Origin of the sequence: Bradyrhizobium sp. CB1015, assembly GCF_025200925.1 — a bacterium.
GTDB lineage: Bacteria > Pseudomonadota > Alphaproteobacteria > Rhizobiales > Xanthobacteraceae > Bradyrhizobium.
The window spans coordinates 4,537,572-4,556,974 of the sequence record NZ_CP104174.1 but is presented as its reverse complement, the minus strand read 5'-3'; the positions used below and the strand labels follow the sequence as shown (position 1 = coordinate 4,556,974).

Below are 19,403 nucleotides of genomic sequence, written 5' to 3'. Positions count from 1 at the left end.
GCCATAAGCCCAGAGATTGCGCGCTCTGTACGTTCGATAGATGTCGACTCAGTGGTACCATCCGACATGTGTTGAGACTTGCACTGCAGCTCAGATCGTCACACCGGGGAATTCGGATGCCCTACTATTATTTCGATCTCGTGGTTGGTGAAGAGTTCAAGAACCAAGGTGGAATCATCCTCGAAGACATCGAGGTTGCCTCCGATCGCGCCGATCAATTGGCTTGCGAGCTGTCGCAGGTGAAGCCGGAGCTGCAGCAGAAGGGCTGCGCGGTGCGCGTCACCGATCGCGATCACAACGAGCTCTATCGCACGCCGCTCGATCCGGTGCCGGCCTGGCAGCGCTAGGCTAATCCAGCACCGGCGCCTCGAACCAGTTCGTCAGCGACAATCCGCCGTCGACGACGAAGGCTGCGCCGGTGACGTAAGCGGACAGCTTGTTCGACAGCACCGTGAGCGCCATCGGTGCGAGGTCCTTGGCCTCGCCGAGCCGCCCGAGCGGAATGTGCCGCGCCAGCGCGGGATCGGCGACGAACCCGCCGGCTGCGATCGCGCCGGGCACCAGCGCGTTGACGCGGATGTCGTAACGTCCGAGCGTCTTGGCCAGCTCCTTCACCAGCATCGCCATGGCCGCCTTTGCCGTCGAATAATGCGGCAGGTTGCGCGGCGTACCTGCATGCAGCGAAGTCAGAAACAGGAATGAGCCCGGCCGCTTCGCTGCGATCAGCCGTTTGGCGAGCTCGCGCGCCAGGTGAAAGCCGGCATCGAGATTGACGGCATGCATCTCCTGCCAGGTCTTGCGATCGACCGCGAGCGCGTGATCAACCTCGCGTCGCGGCGGCGAGGCGCTGTGGACGAAATGCGTGACCTCGCCCAGCGCGGAATGTGCGGCCGTCAGCAGCTCATCGCAGGCCTCGAGGCTGGCGAGATCGCCGACCCAAGGCACGGCGAGATCTGGCCCCTCGCTTGCATCGATCGCGGAGCGGACCCGCTCCGCGCTGACATCCGCGAACACGGTGCGGATGCCCTCGCCGACCAGGCCGAGCGCGATCGCGCGGCCGATGCCATTGCCCGCGCCGGTGACGAGCGCGGTGTCGCGTGTGGGGTCGAACGGCGTGCTGAACAGGCTCATGTCGCGCTCCAATGCTGGGGAGCGCAGGTTAGCCCGCCGGGCCGATCGGCGACAATTGTGTCCCGGTCCCATTGCCGAGCGGCGTGCCGGCCGCTAGCCTCTCAAGAAAACGGAGGAGGTCCCAAGGATGCGCACCGGTTTTCTGATGACGGGCCTGTTGCTGTTGGCCGCGCCGGCCCTCGCGGGCGAGGCGCCGCCGCGATCGACCTATGTGACGATGGTTTTGCAGGCCTTCGCCGCCAAGGTCGAGTGCCCCAACACCGATCTTGCCTATCAGGACCTCGTGCAGAGGGCGCAGCAGATGCAGCTGCCCGACGGCACCACCGAGAAGGTGCGCAAGGCGATCGCCTGGATGCACACCGGCGGCAAGATGGGCGAGAAGCAGGACGATGATCTGATGGCTGAGGTCGCGGTTGCGACCCAGGCAACCGACATGGACCAGCGCCGCCTCGGCATGCCCGGCTGGTGCGAAGCCCAGAAGACCAATCTCGCCGGCCTGATCCGCAGCAAGGGCGGCTAAAACGGAATGGCTTTCGGTTGAATCGATGGCCGCGGCTCCTTCACCTCTCCCGCTTGCGGGAGAGGGAGCGCACCTCCGGCGTTGCGGCGATCGAGCCTTATTTCATTCGCGCTTTAGCGAACCAGCGTCACCGCATTAAGCACGCCGCGACGGAACCTCTGCCGCGGCACAAAATCGTCACAATCCTCGAAAGCATGCGGCCTCTTCCGAATTCGAACAGGAGGTCCTGATGCGGAATATCCATTGCGTTTTCGCCGGCGCGATTGCCGCCGCTGCGGTGCTGACTGCGCCCGCACTGGCGAGGAATTCCGACGCCCAGAAGGGCGGGGAAAAGTCCACCTCGCCGTCCTGCAGCGCCTATCAGCAGGCGCCGGACGGCACGTGGGAACCGCTGCCCTGCAAGGAATCGGGCGAACGCGCGCAGCCCCAGACACAGAACCGCACGTCGTCGCAAGGCGCCGATCGCGGCGAGCGTTGAGCACGCGCCTTCAGAGGTCAGCTTTGATGCGGACCGCGCATGATCTTCATGGCGTCCACGATGTGACGCCATTCCCTGGCCTCGTCGGCCTCGCCGCGGCCCTCGCAGGCCTGGGCCTGCTCCGCGGCCTTCGCGATCGCAGCAAAGCCGTGCTGTTCGAGCATCTGCCGGGCAACGGTATGGACCTGGACCTCGGACATCATGGGCGCTCTCCCGTCTGACCAGCCGCGGAGCAACGCTGCCGCGGGTGGTTCACAACGGTGGAGGCGCGGAGCGCGTTCCGTCTGATTGAGTGAGTCGCAAGGAAAGGCGGCCCGCCATGCCCGACGGACCGCCTTCTCACCCACCCCAAAACGAGCGTCTGCGCCCTACGCGACCGCGACCTTCTTGCGCTCGAAGTCGTTGGGCACCTCGATATCGACCTCGAGGGTCGAGACCTCGTCGCCGCGCTCGAGCCGGACGATGACCTTGGTCGGGTCCAGCGTCACATGCTTGGAAACGACGGCGAGAATTTCCTCACGCAGCACACCGAGCAGATCGGGCTGGCCGCGCATTCCGCGTTCATGGGCAAGCAGGATCTGCAGCCGTTCGCGAGCGACGGGTGCCGAGGCCTTCTTGCCGCGGAGAAGTCGAAGCAGACCCATGCTCATGCAGCCCTCCGTCGCAGCAGGCGGTCCATAAATCCTCTGCGCTCGGCAGGAACGTGCATCGTCACGTTCTCGCCGCAGAGGCGCTTGGCCGCGTCCATATAGGCTCGTGCCGGCGCTCCATCGGCATTCGACAGAGTCACAGGCGTGCCGACGTTGGAGGCCTTCAATACGTCCTGGCTCTCGGGAATGATGCCGAGCAAGGGCGTTGCGAGGATCTCGAGGATGTCGTCAATGGTCAGCATCTCGCCGCGCGCGGCGCGGGAGGGATCGTAGCGAGTGATCAGGATGTGCTTCTCGACGCGCTCGCCCTTCTCGGCCCGCACCGTCTTGGAATCGAGCATGCCGATGATGCGGTCGGAATCGCGCACCGAGGAGACCTCCGGATTGGTGACGATCACGGCCTCGTCGGCAAAGCGCATCGCCATGGAGGCGCCGCGCTCGATGCCGGCCGGGCTGTCGCAGATCACCCAGTCGAACCGGCTGCGCAGCTCGGCGATGACCTTGCCGACACCCTCCTCTGTCAGCGCGTCCTTGTCGCGGGTTTGCGAGGCCGGCAGCAGCCACAAATTCTCCAGCCGCTTGTCCTTGATCAGCGCCTGCGGGAGTTTGGCGACGCCCTGCACCACGTTGATGAGATCGAACACGACGCGGCGTTCGGCGCCCATCACGAGGTCGAGGTTGCGCAGGCCGACGTCGAAATCGACGACGACCACCTTGTCGCCGCGCTGCGCCAAGGCAGCTCCCAGCGCGGCGGTCGTCGTGGTCTTGCCGACCCCGCCCTTGCCTGATGTCACGACCAGTACCTTACTCATCTGAAATGTCTCCTTTGCTGGTCAGTTCAGTGCTGTAATTCGCATGGTATTCCCCTGCAGCCAGGCCTGCGCCGGCTTACCGCGCAGGGCCTCGTCGATGTCGTCGGCGGTCTGATAAAACCCGTCGATTGCAAGCAGTTCGGCCTCGATCTTCTGGCAATAGATGCGCGCGCTGGTGTGTCCGTTGACGCCCGCCATGGCGCGGCCGCGCAGCGCGCCGTAGACGTGGATGGAGCCGCCGGCGACGACCTCGGCGCCGGAGCCGACCGAGCCGAGGATAGTGACGTCGCCTTCCGGGAAGATCACGGTCTGGCCCGAGCGCACGGGGTTTTCCAGCAGCAGCGAGGTCGGCTTGGTTTCGGCCTTCACGTCGGCCTTCTTCGGCGCGCTCGGCTCGACCACGCAGCTGCGTCCGCCCGACAGCAGCGGCGGCATCATCGGCGTCAGCCTTCCCTCGTCCACGCCCTCGATGCCGAGCACGCGGATGTTGCGATCCTGCAGGCTGGTGAGCAGATGGCCGATGCCGGCCTGGCTGAGATCGACCGAGGACAGGTCGATCACCACGGGCCGGCCGGCAAAGAAGCCCGGCGAGCGCGCAATCGTGGCGTCGATCTCATGCAGCCAGTCCTGGACCGGAACCGTCGGCGTGAACACGAAAGCCACATAGGAGCGCCCGCGCAGGCGCACCATTTGACGTTGGACCTTTGCTGCAGCCTCCATCACGGCCGACTCGTTCCCCGTTATTGAATGGTTAACGATGCGGCGGATATGGTTAACGGCCGGTTAATTCTCCGTGGGTTACGTAGGCGGGCCCCCCTGCGTGTCCGGACAAGCTGCAACGCACGGGCGTGGCAGCGCAGAGCCGGGACCCAGCGCAACACGGTATGCCGATCGATGGGCCCCGGCTCAGCAGCGCACCGTCGAAGAGACGCTGCGCTGCGTCCGGGGCACGAGAGTGCAAGACTCCGCTCAGCTCTTGTTGCGCATCTTGCCGAGCAGGTAATTGTCGTAAAAATTCTCCGCGATCTGCGTATAGAACAACAGCTCCTTCATATACGCGTCGTGGCTGTCCTTGGTCCGCTTGAACAGGTCGCTCTTGGCGGCGAGCTCGTTCAGGTGGTCCTGGGTGGCGTTGTAGCAGGCCTCCAGCACGGGTTGCGGGAACGCCTTCAGCTCAGCGCCATTGGCGATCAGGCGCTTGAGCGCCGCCGGATTCACGCTGTCGTATTTTTCGACCATCCAGGCGCCCGCCGCCGCGCCCGCCTGGTTGACGATCGCCTGATATGGCTTGGGCAGCGAAGCCCATTTCTCGTCGTTGACGACCACGTGCAGCATGGCGCCGCCTTCCCACCAGCCGGGGAAGTAATAGTACTTCGCGACCTTCTGGAAACCGAGCTTCTCGTCGTCATAGGGACCGACGAATTCGGCGGCATCGATCGTGCCCTTCTCGAGAGCCGGATACACGTCGCCACCGGCGATCTGCTGCGGCACGACGCCGAGCCTTGCCAGCACATGGCCGCCCATGCCTGCGATGCGGAATTTGAGCCCCTTGAGGTCGTCGACGGTCTTGATCTCCTTGCGGAACCAGCCGCCCATCTGGGTGCCGGAATTGCCGCAGAGGATGGCGTGCGCCTTGAACGGCTTGAGCGCCTCGTTGGTGAGGTCGGCACCGCCGCCGAAATGCCACCACGATTCCTGGTGGCGATGGTTCATCCCGAACGGCGCGCCGGTGGCATAGGCGAGCGCCGGCTCCTTGCCGATGTAGAAATAGAGCGGGGTCTGCGCCATCTCGACCGATGCGGTGCTGACCGCATCGAGCGCCTGCAAGCCTGGAACGATCTCGCCGGCGGCAAAAGTCTGGATCTGGAATTTGTTGTCGGTGGCCTCAGCAACATATTTCGCAAAGGTCTGCGCCGTGCCGTAGATGGTGTCGAGCGACTTCGGAAAGCTCGAGGTCAGGCGCCATTTGATCTCGGGCGCGCTCTGCGCGATCGCAGGTGCAGCAACCAGCGTCGTCGCGCCGGCAACCGCGCCGCCTTTTAAGAATGTACGGCGTTTCATGATGAGGATTCTCCCTTGAAGTAAGTTTCAAACATGCGGCTGTGCGGCGACGGTGTTCGCGGACCGTTTGCCCGTTCCCAAAGCGGAGTTCAAGATGCGCGGAACGTCTGTAGCCCGGATGGAGCGCAAGCGTAATCCGGGATGGTGCCGCCGACGCACGCGCCCCTGGATTACGCTTTCGCTCCATCCAGGCTACAAGGCACTCACTTCAAAGTAATTTCGCGCTGACGAACAGCGCGCGCACGGCGTTGGTTGCCTGCACCGCCAGCATGGCGTTATCGGCAGCGCCTTCCAGGGCCGCGACGGCGTCCTCGTGCAGCGAGCGAAATTCCATCCACTCGACCGACTTGAAGTTGGTGAGGAATTGATAGGCCTGGCCGACGGTCGCGATCGCCAACGTGTCACCGTTCAGCTTGATCTTGAACGTCGTGCGCAGCGGGGTTTCGGAACTGGATGGATCACTCATGGGCTGCTTCTGGACGAGGACGGCTTAACGAAGGGGAAACGGCAGCCCCGCCGTCGCAGGCGAATTTCAGGAATCGGTGCTCGCGCGCTGCGAGGCGGTCGCCGCTCCGCGCAGGTTCGGCACCACGACCAGGCGGTTGAACTCGCCATTGTCGTAGGCCTTGATGAACCGATCATAGTCCTTGATCGAGACGCAGCCGTTGGAATCGCCGCGCGGGCCGAGCAAGTAGTTGTGCGTGAGCAGCCCGACGCGGCCGAGCGCGCTGGTACCTTCGACCGGGGTCATGCGCAGCGCACGGACGCCGTGGAATGGTTTTTCGCGCGGCTTCAGATCATAGGTCGCGGGCGGCGTCGCGCCGACCATTCGCCGGTCGACATGCTCGGGGTCGTCCATCAGCGCGCCCAGGCCGGAATGGGCCTCCAGCGCCACGCCGCTCGGCAGGTAAACCGCCTTGGCCGAGATATCGTAGACCGCCGTGCGCGAATCGTAGCCGAGAGCGGCGAGATCCGGCGCCTTGCTGAACAGGCCGTCGCCGGGCGTCAGCGAGGCCAGCCTGATCTTGTCGGTGAATTTTTCGAAGAAATTGCGGTTGTCGACCCTGAGGTTGGTGTCCGCATAGGCTTGGCTGGAGGCGATCTGAGCAGAGAAGTCCGCCTGGACCGGACGCGCGCGCGGCATGGGGATGGCGTCGGCGCGCTGCGAGGACCTCGCCTCCTCGGCCGCGGACCGGTCGTCCTCGGTCAGGATCGAGCGCCAGTCGTCGCCCTGGAGCTTCTGGGCCAGCATCGCCTTGGCGTCCCGCAGCTTGAGCTGGACTGCGTTCACCGCGGAGCGCTCCAGCACCCGCAGGCCAAGCTCGCGCGGCGACGGGCTGGCGGAGGCCGAGGCGAAACGGTCCTCGAATGACGGGGCATTGGCCGGCGGCAACGCGGCGGAGACCAGCGGGGTCGAATCGCTGATATCGGCCACCCACGCGGCGGCGCCAAGCGCCAGCGCGATCGCTGCCAGAGACAGCAGAATCGTCTCAGCCCGCCCGACACGGCGGCGCGACAACAGCCTCTCGGCGTGTGCTGCGTCGGAAACCATCAGATCCCCAAATCGACCCCCGGGGGCTTACCCACCCCACCCGGAGACTCTATACCAGCTACCACATTGGGAGCCAAAAGTTAGGCATAATCGGGGCCGCCAAAGCCCCGCCGGGGTATCCAGAGGCCCCCTAAGGTATCCAATGACCGATCCTTTCGATCTCAATCGCTTTGTCCGAGCCCAGGACCCGGTCTACCGCGACGTCGTGGGCGAGCTGGCTAGGGGCCGGAAGCAGACTCACTGGATGTGGTTCATCTTCCCCCAGATCGCAGGTCTCGGCGTCAGCGCCATGTCGCAGCGCTACGCCATCGGCTCCCGCGCCGAGGCCGAGGCCTATCTCGCCCACCCCATCCTGGGCGGGCGGCTGATCGAATGCACCAGGCTGGTGCTCGCGGTCGAGGGCCGGACCATCAACGCGATCCTCGGCGCGCCGGATGACGCCAAATTCCGCTCGTCGATGACGCTGTTCGGCGCGGTGTCAGACGAGCCCGTCTTCGATCAGGCGCTCGCCCGATATTTCGCAGGCGAGCCTGACGGCGCCACGCTGGAGATCCTGGCGAAGCTTGAGCGGACATCCGGCTGAGCCGGCCGGCCAAAGAGCGTAAACCGCGGATTAACACGGCCACCCTATCGTCCGGGCTAAATAATTCTCCGTTATTTGCCGGACAGATCATGAAAATCGGTACGCTCCTGACCAGCGCCATCGTCTCGCTCTCGACCGCCGGCGGCGGCCTCGCCGTCTACGTCGCCGTGACGAAATACCAGACGATGGAGCGGATCACCGAAGCGCAGGGGCGGCTCGCGATCGTCCGTGCGGTCAGCGACATCCCGCGCTATCTTAATCCGGAGCGCGGCTTTTCCACCAACATCCTCTACGGGCCTGCGGCCATCGACCCTGCGCTGCTGGCCGAGCAGGACAAGCTGCGCAAGCAGACCGACGGCGCCCGCGACAAGATGAACGCGCTGCGCAAGGAGCTGCCCGGCCCGTTCGACGACGGCACCACGATCGGCAGCAACATCGACGGCATCAATGCGAAGTTCACTGGCTTGCGCGAGGCCATCGACAAGGCGCTGGCCGGTCCCGCCGATGCGCGCAAGGACGCCGCCAAGAAGATCGTCGCCGACAATGCCGTGCTCAACGGCGGCGTGACCGCGCTGCTCAACGAGCAGGTCCGCCGCATGGCGATCCTGAACGGTGACGCTTATCGGCAGGCCAGCTACGCCAATATCGCGATGACGCTGCGCGATGTCGGCGGCTTCAACTCCAGCCTGCACAAGAATCTCGTCGGCGGAAAGAAGCCGGCGACCGACGCCGAGAAGGCCGACATCAGCCGCTCGCAGGGCCGCAACGACCAGCTCGTGATGGCGCTGCTGGAATTGCGCGGCAATCCGGCAACGCCCGCCAACGTCGCCGCGGCGCTGGAGAAGTTCAATTCGGTCTATGTCGAGGAGTTCGGCCGCGAGCTCAAGCTGGTGAAGGACGGCGCCGTCACCGGCAAGTACGAGCACGACATGGACACGTATTACGCCGCCACGCAGCGCGGCCTAGGCACCATCATCGAGGTCCGCGACGCCTTCTACGACAACGCGGAGCAGATCCTCGCCGGTGCCTCCTCCGCCGCGCGCACCAGCCTCACGATCGCCCTCGGCGGCCTTGTCGCCGTGCTGATTGCCAGCGTCGGCCTCATCCTGACGGTTCGCCGCCGCGTCTGCGCGCCGATCGTCGGCCTGACGACGCGCATGTCGCGGCTGGCCGACGGCGAGGTTGCGGAGAGCATTCCGGGCGCCGAGCGCTCCGACGAGATCGGCGCGATGGCCACGGCCGTTCAGGTCTTCAAGGACAACATGATCCGGGCCGACCGGCTCGCGGCCGAGAAGCAGGCCGAGAACGACGGCAAGATGCGCCGCGCCCAGGCCCTCGACGATCTCACCCGCGCCTTCGAGGCCAAGGTCACCGAGCTGGTCGGCGGCCTGTCCGCGGCCTCGGCGGCGATGGAAAGCACCGCGCAGTCGATGACCTCGACGGCGGCGCAGACCAATAGCCAGGCCGCAATTGTCGCCGCCGCCTCCGAGCAGACCTCGACCAACGTGCAGACGGTCGCGAGCGCCACCGAAGAGCTGACCTCCTCGATCGCGGAGATCGGCCGTCAGGTCGCCCAAAGCACCGAGATCGCGGCACGCGCGGTCGACAACGCCCGCCGCACCGGCGACACGGCGCGCACGCTCGCCGACGGCGCCCAGAAGATCGGCGACGTCGTGACGCTGATCCAGAGCATCGCCGAGCAGACCAACCTGCTTGCGCTGAACGCGACCATCGAGGCCGCCCGTGCCGGCGAAGCCGGCCGCGGCTTTGCCGTGGTCGCCTCCGAGGTGAAGTCGCTGGCCGGCCAGACCGCCAAGGCCACGACCGAGATCTCCGAGCAGATCAGCGCGATCCAGACCGCGAGCGACGAGACGGTGGCCGCGATTCGCAACGTCGCCGACGTCATCGCCGAGATCGACCAGATCGGCACCGCGATCGCGGCGGCGATCGAGGAGCAGGGCTCGGCGACCAAGGAGATCGCCCGCAGCGTTCAGGAGGCTGCCCGCGGCACCCAGGAGGTCAACAGCAACATCTCCGGCGTGCAACGCGCCGCCGACGACACCGGCGCCGCGGCAAGAGAGGTGCTGGGCGCAGCCGAGCAGCTCTCGACCCAGTCACGCGATCTCGCCGGCCAGTTCGAGCGCTTCCTCGGCGAGGTCAGGGCCGCGTAGGGCGCGAATTCCTAGCCCGGATGGAGCGAAGCGCAATCCGGGACGGTGCCGTTGACGCGCGAGACCCCGGATTACGCTTTCGCTCCATCCGGGCTACCGAACGTCGCTACGCGACGTCAATACGGCGGCGCCTTGCGCGCCCGTTGTGCTTTCGCCGCCTCGATCCACCAGGTCAGATCGTCGGCGAAACGCGGGAACGAGCGCTCCAGGGCCTTGCCGCCGTCGCCGATCGGCTCGCCGGCTTCCGACAGCGTCTGCGCGATCGGCCCGACGCCGATGGTGCTCGACACCACCACCATGCCCATCTCCGAGAGCGTTCCGTGCCAGGCCGTCGCTGCGCGCGCGCCGGACAGCCGGCCGGCCGAATAGCTCACGATCGCGGCCGGACGCCAGAACCATTCCTCCAGGAAGTGGTCGGTGAGGTTCTTCAGGCCGGGCTGGATGCCCCAATTGTACTCGCCGGTGACGAAGACGAATCCGTCGGCGTTGCGGATCTGCCCGGCCAGCTTCTCCAGCGCCTCCGGCGCCGAGCCCTTGGGATATTCCTTGTACATGCGGTCTAGCATCGGCAGCCCAATCGCCTTGGCGTCGATGAATTCGACGTCCTCGCCGCGGCCGCGCAGCCGGTTGATGACGAAATTCGCAAGGCGGATGCCCATGCGGTCGGAACGGTAGGAACCGTAGAGAACGAGAATGCGATTGCTCATGGCCGAACGGTAGCACGAAACCGGCCCCCATCCCTACCCGATTTGTCGCACTATCGTCCGCGACCGCGGTCCAGCGTCTGCGAGGGCGTCTCGCCGAACTGGTTGCGGTAGCTTCTGGAGAAATCGCTGAGATGCCAGAAACCATACGCCAGCGCGACCGCCTTGACGCTGTCGGCCCCGGCAAGAAGGCGTCGGCGCACCAGCCACAGCCGGTGCAGACGCAAGTAGCGGTGCAGGCTCATGCCGCGATAGCGGCGAACGACGTCGTGCATGGTGCGAACGGACAGCCCGAGCTTGCGCGCGATCTCATCGCTATAAATCGGCTCCGACAGGTCGTCAGACAGCAGCGCGCGGATGTCCTGGAACATCCTGAAATTCCGTCCGTCGTTGGGACCCAGGGTCCAGCGCGCCGGAACGACCGTTGCAAAGGCCTCGTCGACGGCTCCGAGCAGGGACTCCTTCATCGCCGCGCCCTTCAACAACAGCTCCTGTGCCTCGATCGGACCGGACGCCTCGGCCAGCACTTCGCGAACCACGCCGCGCAAGCGCTGCAAGCCGACCGTGGAGATTTCAAAAATCTTGAAGCTCGAGAGCGTGATCGGCCAGCCACGATCCCTCACCTCGGGCCGGAAAATCACCGAGGCGATTTGCCGCTGCACCTCCTCGATGGTGGTGTAGGCCGCTCCGCCGTTGCCAATGACCACGACCGGTCGCGCACGTTGCGAGCCGTTGAAGCGAATCGGCACGTTGAGATCGTCCATCGTGAAGCCGATCGCCGTGCAATTCTCCACGAGTTGTGCGTCAACCACCCGCGGAAACGCGCGCGTGAAATTCACGTCGCAGCCCGGCAAGGCGAGGATTGTCTGCTCAGCCGAAATCTTCCGCACAAAAGGGGTGAATTCGAAGTTCAGCCCGCGTATGGCGTTGCGAAATTCGTCGACGTCTGAAAAGCGAAATGTCTTGAGTGCCGACCTCGGCACATCGTCAATGCTGTTCATGGAAATAAGAAACGCCGCGCCGCTCTGGATGTGCGTCCGGCCGCGGGTGCCGGTTCGCTTCCTCCTTGTTAGTTCGTTAGACTCGATCCTGACGTGTACTGATCAATTGGAGCGAGGTCGGTTGAAAGAACAATCCGGGACAACCCTGTCTCGCCGAATTTCGATAGCGTTTTCCACAAGGCCGGCGGCGCTAATATCCCGGCATTTAATTCTCAAAATTAAAAATTAACGGATTTAAGGCGCAATATCGAACGTTGTACAGTCAAATTTTTTCACAATTCAGGCTCTGCCATGATGGCAAATTCGCCTGCTGATAGTTTGGTCGAGTTGGAGAACGCGGTTGCAACATGTCCGCTGGACCGGTGCACTCGCATCCTCTCAGGCATATTGCAACTGCTCACTAGCAGCAGAGACCGATCGCAGGAATTGCTCGCCGACGTCGCCGACGGCGTCCTGCTGCGGCTGATCGAGCGGGTTGAGGCCAGCACCCTGGTTGACGTCAGCAAGATTATCGCAGAGCTCAAAGTGGCTCCGCCGAAGACCATGCGACGTCTCGCCTCGCATCACGATCCGGAAGTTGCCTGCCCTGTCTTGCTCCGATCGCAGTCACTGTCCACGGCCGATCTCAACTCGATCGCAGCCGCGAGCGGCGAACGACAGCAATGTGCGATCGCCGGCCGCGCGCCGATCGATCCGCTGGTGATCGAGACGCTGATCAAGTGTGGCGCCCGCAGCGTTTGTCTCGCACTGATCGGCAACAGGGAGGCAAGATTCTCCGATGCCGCTTACGTTGCGCTGATTGAGAAGTGCCTGTCGGATGACGGACTGACCAAGGCTCTGGCGCTCAGGCCGGACACGCCCGATCGGGTCATGCGGGCGTTGTTGTCGGCCTCGCCTGCGCCGAAATCCGGCATCGCCAAGCTGCCCTGCGCCGCCGCCTATGCAGGCGCGCGACCGGAAATCGTCGCGCTCAACCGCATCGGCAAGCTCAACGATTCCACGGTGAACCGCTTCGCCATTCGCGGCGAGACTGCCAACCTCGTTACGGCGCTGTCGGTGCTGTCGGGGTGTCCGATCGAGATCGTCGAGCATGTCATGACCGACGAGGATTGCGAGGGTCTCGTCATGGCCTGCCGCGCCTCGCGGCTGAACTGGCAGACCACGCTCGCCATCCTGAGCAACCGCTGCGGCACAAGGCTTTCCGTCGCCGAGCGCGAACGCGCGCAGCTCATTTTCGAGACGCTGCTTCTGTCGACCAGCCAGTGGACGGTGCGTTGGGGCGAAATCGCCGCAAACGCCAAGGAGAGCGGTCGGGGACATCGGGACGCAAGAAAGATGGGGGTTAGCTGATGAAGTTCGACGGTCGCAAAGCCTTTCGCGTGAGGATGGACCACAGGCAGCCGGTCAATCTCATGGGGTCCGACGGCACCTGGCGGCGCAGCTGCGTCCTGCTCGACATATCGCAGACGGGCGCGAAGGTCGAGGTCGAGGGCACGCTCGACGTGCTCAAGGCCAAGGAGTTCTTCATGCTGCTGTCGTCGACAGGCCTCGCCTACCGGCGCTGCGAGCTGGTCTGGATCGACGGCACGATCGCCGGCGTCCATTTCATTACCGTTGACGGCAAGAAGAAATCTGCCGGCGCACCAGCGCCCAGGCAGAACGACGTCCAGGACAAATAGAAGTCGAACATCCATCCGCAGTTTTCACCTCCAAATAGTCGCAATCCAGGTCAGACCGTGCAACACGCGCGAACCAGATCCGGCTCCGTCAATGGTGACGGCGGCATCCGAACGACGGCAGCGGCTCGTCCCTTCCTGCACGTGCTGGCCGACACGTCCGACAAGCTCTCGGGCATCTGCGCGATCCTGCAAGAGAGGTTCGCCGTTGCAGGCGAGCGGCTCGACGCCGATTCCAGGCTGTCGCCGACACCGGCCGCCATCGTCATCCGCGCGGAGCTGCGCGACGTCGACAATATCGCCGCCATCAAGCAGCGGGCCGGCAAGCTGGCGAAGGTCAGGAAGCGCATCTTCCTGCTCGAGCACACCTCCCACGTCTGCATTTCGCAGGCCTATGCGCTCGGGGCGACGCTGGTTCTTCCCAGCACGGTCGGCCGGACCAAGCTGCTGGCGGCACTGGCCGATCCGGCCGACGGGCCGTCCGCTTCGTCAGGCGATACGCTGCAATCCGACAACGCCGTCGAGGTCGCGGCAACCGCAATCGCCTCGATGTTCACGGCTGTCACCCTGGGTCAACCGCTCGACGTCGACGGTACCAAGGAGGCCGGCCGCCAGATCGCCGATCGCATCACCCGGCATGGCCTGACGGAGTGGCTGATGACGGTGCGGCGGCACCACGAAGGAACCTATCAGCATTGCCTGCTCGTCACCGGCGTTACCATCGACTTCGGACTGAGCCTCGGTGTCGGCAGGGCCGACTTGGAACGTCTCTACTCGGCGGCCATGTTCCACGACATCGGCAAGGCGCAGATTCCGCTCGCCGTCCTCGACAAGCCGGGCCGCCTCGATGCCGCCGAGCGCGCGCTGATCGAGACGCATCCGGCCGCCGGCCACGCGTTTCTCAAGGACCATGACGGGATCTCGCCGGAGATCCTCGATGCCGTCCGCCACCATCACGAGTACCTCGACGGGAGCGGCTATCCCGATGCGCTCTGCGGCGAGAGCATTGGCGACATCGTGCGGATCCTCACCATCTCGGACATCTTCGCGGCGTTGATCGAGCACCGGCACTACAAGCCGACCATGCCGCGCGCGGAGGCCTACGACGTTCTGTGCGGGATGAATGGCAAGCTGGAAAAGGCGCTGGTCCGCTCGTTCAAGCAGGTCGCGCTCACGCGGTGAGCGACCTGACCCGTCTCGAACGCCGCCTAATGCGTCGCACGATAGCTGGCGCGGCGCGGGATGGAGCGGCAGGCCAGCCCGTCGGCCAGCAGCTTCATGTCCTCGTGCCGGCCGCTGCGAATCAGCCGGCCGAACTCTTCGGGTGTGAAAGGAAGACTTGGATCATCATCGATCGTGTGCCGCAGTCGCGGACCGAACAATCGCCGTACCAGGCTAGCCAGCCGCCGCATATCAATTCCCTCGCGCCAGCAACAAACCTCTCAGTCCCCATATTGTTCCTCCCGCAACTTCGAGATTGCAAGAGGCCACTCGCGACGCCGCACCAAAAAAATTTCCGCCAGAGAATAATCTCCTCTTGCTCGCGCTAATCGGCAAAACCCACGTAACGCACGAACTCGTGGTTGTGCTCGCGGTCCGAGCGAACTGCGTTCGCGGCAAAGCTGTCGTCGGGATAGCCCATCGCGACGCAAGTCATGATGACCTCGTCCTCCGGAATCTTGGCAACCTCGCGCACGATGTCGGAGCGCATGATGCCCTGCCCGTTGATGACCGAGCCGAGCCCGCGTGCTAGGGCTGGGTGTTCATCGACGAGGGCGCGCGCTTGGCGCTCTCGATGATCGCCTCGATCACCGCGCACGGCACCGGCGCGTTCTTGAAGCCACGCACGCTGCGGCGCGACTGGACCAGCGTCGCGTTGCGACGGCCCGCCGGTTGCCGATGCGGCGCGCAAAACCTATGCTAATGGCCAAGCAAGACCAAGAACTCTGTAAGGAAAGCCCATGGCCGCACCGCTCGATCCCGTCATCGCCCAGATCATTCCGCTCATGCCGATGCGCGATCCCACGGTCATGACGCCACAGAGCGCCCGCGATTCCTTGCGCGCACTCGCTGCCTCGCGCGCCGCCATTCCGCCGCCGCCCGTCGATAGCATCGAGAATATCGAGGTGAAAGGCGGCGCCGGTCCGCTTCCTGCACGGGTCTATCGGGTCGGCGCCGCGCCGGCACCGACGGTGGTGTTCTTCCATGGCGGCGGCTGGGTTGCGGGCGATCTCGAAACCCATGACCGGCAGGCGCGCAACCTTTCGATCGAGACCGGCGCGGTGGTCGTCTCCGTCGACTATCGCCGCCCGCCGGAGACGCGCTTTCCCGGCGCATTCGAGGATGCCTTCGCCGCGGTGAGCGACGTGTTTGGCCGCGTCGCGGAATTTGGCGGTGACGCAAAGCGCTTCGGCGTTGCCGGCGACAGCGCCGGCGGCAATCTCGCGGCGACGACAGCGATCGCCTGCCGGGAGGCCGGCATCAAGCTCGCCGCGCAGCTCCTGGTCTATCCCGTCACCGACGTTGTCGGCGCTTATGCCGACGCACGCGAGAACGCGCGCTATCCCTCGCGCGCGGAGAACGCCGAGGGCTACTTCCTCACGCGCGCGACGATGGAATGGTTCTGCGGCCACTATCTCGCCGATCCCGCGCACGCCGGCGACTGGCGCGTCTCGCCGCTGCGGGCCGCATCCCTCGCCGGCGTCGCGCCCGCGATCGTGACCACCGCCTGGTTCGATCCCCTGCGCGACGAAGGCATGGCCTATGCGCGGGCGCTTGAGGCGGCCGGCGTCTGCGTCAAGCATCATGAGGGCCCCGGCCTGATCCATGGCTATTTCGGCATGGGCGACGCCTCCGACGTCGCGCGCGCCGAAGCGCAGCGCGCACGGGCCGACTTCAAGGCGCTGCTCATGCGCGGCGTATAGGGATGCGACAAAGCTCGTCGCCCGTAGCCCGGATGGAGCGAAAGCGTAATCCGGGTTTCCAGCCACATAGGCGATCGAGCGATCCGGTCGGTCTTGCCCCGGATTGCGCTACCGGCCGGCGCTTCGCGCCGACTCGCTAGCTTCATCCGGGCTACGAAACTCGCTACGCGCTCTGCGCCCGCTGCGCCGCGGTGTGCCCCCAGACCTCGTCCCAGTTTTGGCCAGCGGCATCGACCACGCCGCCGTCGGCCTCGAAGAACTTGTTCGGCACCTGGAAGATCGCCAGGATCAACGCGCCGTCCGGGCACCAGGCGGCGTGCCGGCTGCCCGCCTCGCGCCAGATGAATTCGCCGGCCTTGCAGGCAATGCCCTTGGCCGGGCCCTCCTTGTCGACGAGCGCGCCTTCGATGACCCAGCTCTGCTCGATGCCGACATGCTCGTGATCAGGCAATACCGATCCCGGCGCAAAGCGCATCAAGGCGGTCATCAGCCCCGTGCGGCGATCGAACAGCAGCGTCTTGGCCTCGCAGCCCGGAAACCGAGTCTTCTGCCAATCCATGTCTTGGGGTCGAACCAGGTGGGAATGCCGCTCAGCGGCTGCCTGGTCGTGCGGGATCGCGGCGTCCATCACGATGCTCTCTCCATCTCAAGGGACCGACGCTAGCAGGATCGCCCGATGAGGTCAGCGAGCACTGCAACAAAGGCGACATCTTCCGCGCTTTGAAGCGCAAAAATCAGCGGGCGACCGGGCGGCCGGTGCTCATCCTGCTTGATTGCGCCACGATTCCCGGCTCCAATCTCCCGGCCATTTCTGGTTCAGGAGACCCCCATGATGAAGCGGATTTTCCTCGCTGCGATCGTTGCCACCTTCGCAGCGGGCTCGGCTTTTGCGCAAGAAACCTGCGAAAGCAAAGCCATCGGCAAGGACGGCAAGCCGCTGGCCGGCGCCGCCAAGACCTCGTTCCTGAAGAAGTGCAAGCAAGACGCCTGCGCGCCCAAGGCCGTCGGCTCCGACGGCAAGCCGCTCGCCGGCGCCGCCAAGAACAGCTTCATGAAGAAGTGCGAGACCAGCGCGTAAGGCGCTGTCCGTTCCCGACTTTTTCAGCAGACCATCACAAACGAAATGCCGGCATGGCCGGGCAGAAGCGCGTCTTCGCGCGAGATGTCCCGGCCATTTGCTGTTCGTGCCTCCCCGCCGCCAGTTTCCGACACGCGCCGAGCGCGTAAATCAAAGTCGCCGCGACCCTAGACAGAACGCAGCTGCTGACGGATCATGCAGCGCTGAGTGAAACCGGGGCATCGACGAAGCTTCCAGCAAAGGATGGCGAGATGTTGCAGTTTCGAGTGCGTGATCACCTGATGGCGACAATGAGCGTGCTTTTTACGCTGCTCATGACGATTGACGTTGCCAACGCAAGAGGCCCTGGCCTGCCCAACGTCATGGTTCTCGCAACCGGCGGCACGATCGCCGGCAGCGGGGCGAGCAGCACCACCGTCGTCGGGTATACCGCAGCCACGGTGGGCATCGAGACCCTCCTGAACGCCGTACCCGAGTTGAAAACCGTGGCCAACGTCAAGGGCGAGCAGGTCTTCCAGATCGCCAGCGAGAATATGAACAATGATTACTGGCTGAAGCTCGCCAAGCGCGTCAACACGCTCCTCGCGCAGGACGACGTGGACGGGATCGTGATCACGCACGGGACCGATACGATCGAGGAAACCAGCTATTTCCTGAATCTGGTCGTCAAGAGCAAGAAGCCTGTGGTCGTCGTCGGTGCGATGCGGCCATCGACCGCGATCAGCGCCGACGGCCCGATCAACCTCTTCAATGCGGTGATCCTCGCAGGCAGTGAAGAAGCCGTCGGCAAGGGCGTGCTCGTCGCCCTCAACGATCAGATCAACGCCGCGCGCGACGTCACCAAGAACAACACCTCCACGGCAGACACCTTTCGCACGCCTGAACTCGGCTTTCTCGGCTACATGCAGGGCAACAAGCCGTATTTCTATCGGCAATCGACCCGCCGGCACACGGCGGATTCCGAATTCGACGTGTCCAAGCTCGACGTCCTGCCGCAGGTCGATATCGTCTACGGCTACGCCAACATGAACCGGGTCGCGATCGACGCGTTCGTCGCCGCCGGTGCCAAGGGGATCGTGCATGCCGGCGTGGGTGACGGCAGCCTGGCCCGCCCGGCGGTCGAGCCGGCGCTCGACGACGCCCGCAAGAAGAGCGTGGTGATCGTTCGCAGCAGCCGTGTCGGCAACGGCATCGTCGCGCGCAATGGCGAGGCCAAGGACGATGAACACGACTTCGTCGTCTCGGATACGCTCAATCCCCAGAAGGCGCGCATTTTGCTGATGCTGGCGTTGACCAAGACCACTGATACCAAGGAAATTCAGCGGATGTTCTACGCCTATTAGAGCCTATTCACGCTTGAAACGGTAATCGAAAGCGGCGCCGAACGGCTTGATCAGGCCAACCGTCGGCGCCGGAAAATGGATCGGCAGGATCAGCGAACGGATTGCAACTCTCTCGATCCGGTTGTAGCCCGGATGAAGCGCCGCGCAATCCGGGAAAGTCCCTCGCATGGTTCGCTATCGGCGAAATTTCGTCCCCGGCGGCACGTTCTTCTTCACCGTCACGCTGAACGATCGACGTCATCCGTGTTGTTCGATCATGTCGACAAACTCCGCAGCGCATTTCGCGTAACGCGTGCCGAACGACCGTTCGCGATCGATGCGATCGTGATCCTACCTGATCACCTGCATGTCATCATGAAGCTCCCGGACAATGACTCGGACTTCCCGGGTCGTTGGAAGCGCATCAAGAGCGTCTTCACGCACCGGCTGGCAGCTTCCGGCGCACCTATCTGCCGCAATCATCGCGGCGAGTACGCGCTCTGGCAGCGGCGATTCTGGGAGCACACAATTCGCAACGATGCGGATTTCGCGCGCTGCGCCGATTACATTCACTACAATCCGGTCAAGCACGGGCTCGTTGCATCGGCGATTGAGTGGCCCTACAGCTCGCTCCATCGCTACGTTCGCGCTGGTATCCTACCTCCCGATTGGGGAGGAGCCGGCGAGATAAGCGGCAGCTTCGGCGAACGCGGAGACTGATCCCGGATTACGCTTTCGCT

Annotated in this window: 25 protein-coding genes and 2 pseudogenes; 12 read left to right on the top strand and 15 right to left on the bottom strand. The window is 64.5% G+C overall.

Annotation, left to right across the window (positions count from 1 at the left end; genetic code table 11):
* Positions 1–116 precede the first annotated feature (116 nt).
* Positions 117–347: a DUF6894 family protein gene (locus N2604_RS21075; RefSeq protein ID WP_025035960.1), complete on the top strand. Its 231-nt coding sequence runs from the start codon at positions 117–119 to the stop codon at positions 345–347.
* Between the two features lies 1 nt (position 348).
* On the opposite strand, the gene N2604_RS21070 is transcribed toward N2604_RS21075, so the two are convergent.
* Positions 349–1,131: an SDR family NAD(P)-dependent oxidoreductase gene (locus N2604_RS21070; protein WP_260370154.1), complete on the bottom strand. Its 783-nt coding sequence runs from the start codon at positions 1,129–1,131 to the stop codon at positions 349–351.
* 127 nt (positions 1,132–1,258) lie between these two features.
* Between N2604_RS21070 and N2604_RS21065 the strand changes: the two genes are divergently transcribed.
* Both N2604_RS21065 and N2604_RS21060 read left to right on the top strand, forming a co-directional pair.
* Positions 1,259–1,651, top strand: a complete 393-nt coding sequence (locus N2604_RS21065; RefSeq protein WP_260370153.1) for a hypothetical protein — start codon at positions 1,259–1,261, stop codon at positions 1,649–1,651.
* Between the two features lie 229 nt (positions 1,652–1,880).
* Positions 1,881–2,129, top strand: a complete 249-nt coding sequence (locus N2604_RS21060) for a hypothetical protein (protein WP_260370152.1) — start codon at positions 1,881–1,883, stop codon at positions 2,127–2,129.
* 17 nt (positions 2,130–2,146) lie between these two features.
* On the opposite strand, the gene N2604_RS21055 is transcribed toward N2604_RS21060, so the two are convergent.
* From N2604_RS21055 to N2604_RS21025, 7 genes are all read right to left on the bottom strand, one after another.
* Positions 2,147–2,332 carry a hypothetical protein gene (locus N2604_RS21055; RefSeq protein WP_197954794.1) on the bottom strand — a complete coding sequence of 62 codons (186 nt, stop codon included), beginning with the start codon at positions 2,330–2,332 and terminating at the stop codon, positions 2,147–2,149.
* 165 nt (positions 2,333–2,497) lie between these two features.
* Positions 2,498–2,779 carry a cell division topological specificity factor MinE gene (gene minE, locus N2604_RS21050; protein WP_035703963.1) on the bottom strand — a complete coding sequence of 94 codons (282 nt, stop codon included), beginning with the start codon at positions 2,777–2,779 and terminating at the stop codon, positions 2,498–2,500.
* Positions 2,776–3,591 (bottom strand): septum site-determining protein MinD, encoded by an 816-nt coding sequence (gene minD, locus N2604_RS21045; protein WP_036022837.1) that lies wholly within the window; start codon positions 3,589–3,591, stop codon positions 2,776–2,778. Before minD ends, minE begins: the two co-directional genes overlap by 4 nt.
* A 21-nt stretch (positions 3,592–3,612) precedes the next feature.
* Positions 3,613–4,311, bottom strand: coding sequence for a septum site-determining protein MinC (gene minC, locus N2604_RS21040; RefSeq protein WP_260376275.1), 699 nt, complete (start codon positions 4,309–4,311; stop codon positions 3,613–3,615).
* Positions 4,312–4,560: 249 nt separating this feature from the next.
* Complete coding sequence (locus N2604_RS21035; RefSeq protein ID WP_260370151.1) at positions 4,561–5,652, bottom strand: TRAP transporter substrate-binding protein; 1,092 nt, start codon at positions 5,650–5,652, stop codon at positions 4,561–4,563.
* Positions 5,653–5,860: 208 nt separating this feature from the next.
* The gene (locus N2604_RS21030; RefSeq protein ID WP_061021784.1) at positions 5,861–6,118 is read right to left on the bottom strand and encodes a hypothetical protein; all 258 of its coding nucleotides are present in this window, start codon (positions 6,116–6,118) and stop codon (positions 5,861–5,863) included.
* Positions 6,119–6,184: 66 nt separating this feature from the next.
* Complete coding sequence (locus N2604_RS21025) at positions 6,185–7,135, bottom strand: DUF2778 domain-containing protein (RefSeq protein ID WP_260376274.1); 951 nt, start codon at positions 7,133–7,135, stop codon at positions 6,185–6,187.
* Positions 7,136–7,346: 211 nt separating this feature from the next.
* Here N2604_RS21025 and N2604_RS21020 point away from each other — a divergent pair, with 211 nt between their 5' ends.
* Positions 7,347–7,787, top strand: a complete 441-nt coding sequence (locus N2604_RS21020) for a DUF1810 domain-containing protein (RefSeq protein ID WP_260370150.1) — start codon at positions 7,347–7,349, stop codon at positions 7,785–7,787.
* Between the two features lie 89 nt (positions 7,788–7,876).
* Positions 7,877–9,958 carry a methyl-accepting chemotaxis protein gene (locus N2604_RS21015; protein ID WP_260370149.1) on the top strand — a complete coding sequence of 694 codons (2,082 nt, stop codon included), beginning with the start codon at positions 7,877–7,879 and terminating at the stop codon, positions 9,956–9,958.
* Positions 9,959–10,074: 116 nt separating this feature from the next.
* Here N2604_RS21015 and N2604_RS21010 read toward each other — a convergent pair whose 3' ends face one another.
* A complete protein-coding gene (locus N2604_RS21010; protein ID WP_260370148.1) occupies positions 10,075–10,665 on the bottom strand; it encodes an NADPH-dependent FMN reductase in 591 nt (196 codons plus the stop codon).
* Positions 10,666–10,715: 50 nt separating this feature from the next.
* Complete coding sequence (locus N2604_RS21005) at positions 10,716–11,663, bottom strand: AraC family transcriptional regulator (protein WP_260370147.1); 948 nt, start codon at positions 11,661–11,663, stop codon at positions 10,716–10,718.
* Positions 11,664–11,954: 291 nt separating this feature from the next.
* Here N2604_RS21005 and N2604_RS21000 point away from each other — a divergent pair, with 291 nt between their 5' ends.
* Genes N2604_RS21000 through N2604_RS20990 form a run of 3 tightly spaced genes read left to right on the top strand, consistent with a single transcriptional unit; the run spans position 11,955 to position 14,521 of the window.
* Positions 11,955–13,013, top strand: a complete 1,059-nt coding sequence (locus tag N2604_RS21000; protein ID WP_260370146.1) for a DUF2336 domain-containing protein — start codon at positions 11,955–11,957, stop codon at positions 13,011–13,013.
* Positions 13,013–13,342: a PilZ domain-containing protein gene (locus tag N2604_RS20995; protein ID WP_260370145.1), complete on the top strand. Its 330-nt coding sequence runs from the start codon at positions 13,013–13,015 to the stop codon at positions 13,340–13,342. The genes N2604_RS21000 and N2604_RS20995 overlap by 1 nt, the downstream gene beginning before the upstream one ends.
* 57 nt (positions 13,343–13,399) lie before the next feature.
* Entirely contained in the window at positions 13,400–14,521 is a 1,122-nt protein-coding gene (locus N2604_RS20990; RefSeq protein ID WP_260370144.1) for an HD-GYP domain-containing protein, read from the top strand.
* 26 nt (positions 14,522–14,547) lie between these two features.
* Here N2604_RS20990 and N2604_RS20985 read toward each other — a convergent pair whose 3' ends face one another.
* From N2604_RS20985 to N2604_RS20975, 3 genes are all read right to left on the bottom strand, one after another.
* Positions 14,548–14,751, bottom strand: coding sequence for a hypothetical protein (locus tag N2604_RS20985; protein WP_260370143.1), 204 nt, complete (start codon positions 14,749–14,751; stop codon positions 14,548–14,550).
* Between the two features lie 134 nt (positions 14,752–14,885).
* The gene (locus N2604_RS20980; RefSeq protein ID WP_260370142.1) at positions 14,886–15,050 is read right to left on the bottom strand and encodes a hypothetical protein; all 165 of its coding nucleotides are present in this window, start codon (positions 15,048–15,050) and stop codon (positions 14,886–14,888) included.
* Positions 15,051–15,088: 38 nt separating this feature from the next.
* A complete protein-coding gene (locus N2604_RS20975; protein ID WP_260376273.1) occupies positions 15,089–15,151 on the bottom strand; it encodes a hypothetical protein in 63 nt (20 codons plus the stop codon).
* A 149-nt stretch (positions 15,152–15,300) separates the two neighbouring features.
* On the opposite strand from N2604_RS20975, the gene N2604_RS20970 reads away from it, so the two are divergent.
* Entirely contained in the window at positions 15,301–16,263 is a 963-nt protein-coding gene (locus N2604_RS20970; protein WP_260370141.1) for an alpha/beta hydrolase, read from the top strand.
* Positions 16,264–16,426: 163 nt separating this feature from the next.
* On the opposite strand, the gene N2604_RS20965 is transcribed toward N2604_RS20970, so the two are convergent.
* On the bottom strand, positions 16,427–16,891 hold the full coding sequence (locus tag N2604_RS20965) for a cupin domain-containing protein (RefSeq protein ID WP_260376272.1): 465 nt from the start codon (positions 16,889–16,891) through the stop codon (positions 16,427–16,429).
* A 201-nt stretch (positions 16,892–17,092) separates the two neighbouring features.
* On the opposite strand from N2604_RS20965, the gene N2604_RS20960 reads away from it, so the two are divergent.
* Positions 17,093–17,341, top strand: coding sequence for a hypothetical protein (locus N2604_RS20960; protein ID WP_260370140.1), 249 nt, complete (start codon positions 17,093–17,095; stop codon positions 17,339–17,341).
* Between the two features lie 251 nt (positions 17,342–17,592).
* Positions 17,593–18,684, top strand: a complete 1,092-nt coding sequence (locus tag N2604_RS20955) for a type II asparaginase (protein WP_311739564.1) — start codon at positions 17,593–17,595, stop codon at positions 18,682–18,684.
* A 3-nt stretch (positions 18,685–18,687) separates the two neighbouring features.
* Here the strand turns inward: N2604_RS20955 and N2604_RS39440 are convergent.
* A pseudogene (locus tag N2604_RS39440) lies at positions 18,688–18,780 on the bottom strand (MBL fold metallo-hydrolase); the annotation flags it as partial.
* A gap of 70 nt (positions 18,781–18,850) precedes the next feature.
* Between N2604_RS39440 and N2604_RS20945 the strand changes: the two are divergent.
* Positions 18,851–19,383, top strand: a pseudogene (locus N2604_RS20945) (REP-associated tyrosine transposase).
* Positions 19,384–19,403: the final 20 nt, after the last annotated feature.

Bases quoted from the DNA above. Each gene is read 5' to 3' on its own strand.
- N2604_RS21010 (WP_260370148.1), bottom strand. From the start codon at position 10,665: ATGAGCAATCGCATTCTCGTTCTCTACGGTTCCTACCGTTCCGACCGC.
- N2604_RS21020 (WP_260370150.1), top strand. From the start codon at position 7,347: ATGACCGATCCTTTCGATCTCAATCGCTTTGTCCGAGCCCAGGACCCG.
- N2604_RS20980 (WP_260370142.1), bottom strand. From the start codon at position 15,050: ATGCGCTCCGACATCGTGCGCGAGGTTGCCAAGATTCCGGAGGACGAG.
- N2604_RS20985 (WP_260370143.1), bottom strand. From the start codon at position 14,751: ATGCGGCGGCTGGCTAGCCTGGTACGGCGATTGTTCGGTCCGCGACTG.
- minC (WP_260376275.1), bottom strand. From the start codon at position 4,311: ATGGAGGCTGCAGCAAAGGTCCAACGTCAAATGGTGCGCCTGCGCGGG.
- minD (WP_036022837.1), bottom strand. From the start codon at position 3,591: ATGAGTAAGGTACTGGTCGTGACATCAGGCAAGGGCGGGGTCGGCAAG.
- minE (WP_035703963.1), bottom strand. From the start codon at position 2,779: ATGAGCATGGGTCTGCTTCGACTTCTCCGCGGCAAGAAGGCCTCGGCA.
- N2604_RS20970 (WP_260370141.1), top strand. From the start codon at position 15,301: ATGGCCGCACCGCTCGATCCCGTCATCGCCCAGATCATTCCGCTCATG.
- N2604_RS20965 (WP_260376272.1), bottom strand. From the start codon at position 16,891: ATGGACGCCGCGATCCCGCACGACCAGGCAGCCGCTGAGCGGCATTCC.
- N2604_RS21015 (WP_260370149.1), top strand. From the start codon at position 7,877: ATGAAAATCGGTACGCTCCTGACCAGCGCCATCGTCTCGCTCTCGACC.
- N2604_RS21030 (WP_061021784.1), bottom strand. From the start codon at position 6,118: ATGAGTGATCCATCCAGTTCCGAAACCCCGCTGCGCACGACGTTCAAG.
- N2604_RS21005 (WP_260370147.1), bottom strand. From the start codon at position 11,663: ATGAACAGCATTGACGATGTGCCGAGGTCGGCACTCAAGACATTTCGC.
- N2604_RS21000 (WP_260370146.1), top strand. From the start codon at position 11,955: ATGATGGCAAATTCGCCTGCTGATAGTTTGGTCGAGTTGGAGAACGCG.
- N2604_RS20960 (WP_260370140.1), top strand. From the start codon at position 17,093: ATGATGAAGCGGATTTTCCTCGCTGCGATCGTTGCCACCTTCGCAGCG.
- N2604_RS21035 (WP_260370151.1), bottom strand. From the start codon at position 5,652: ATGAAACGCCGTACATTCTTAAAAGGCGGCGCGGTTGCCGGCGCGACG.
- N2604_RS20955 (WP_311739564.1), top strand. From the start codon at position 17,593: ATGTTGCAGTTTCGAGTGCGTGATCACCTGATGGCGACAATGAGCGTG.
- N2604_RS21070 (WP_260370154.1), bottom strand. From the start codon at position 1,131: ATGAGCCTGTTCAGCACGCCGTTCGACCCCACACGCGACACCGCGCTC.
- N2604_RS21065 (WP_260370153.1), top strand. From the start codon at position 1,259: ATGCGCACCGGTTTTCTGATGACGGGCCTGTTGCTGTTGGCCGCGCCG.
- N2604_RS21055 (WP_197954794.1), bottom strand. From the start codon at position 2,332: ATGATGTCCGAGGTCCAGGTCCATACCGTTGCCCGGCAGATGCTCGAA.
- N2604_RS20995 (WP_260370145.1), top strand. From the start codon at position 13,013: ATGAAGTTCGACGGTCGCAAAGCCTTTCGCGTGAGGATGGACCACAGG.
- N2604_RS21075 (WP_025035960.1), top strand. From the start codon at position 117: ATGCCCTACTATTATTTCGATCTCGTGGTTGGTGAAGAGTTCAAGAAC.
- N2604_RS21060 (WP_260370152.1), top strand. From the start codon at position 1,881: ATGCGGAATATCCATTGCGTTTTCGCCGGCGCGATTGCCGCCGCTGCG.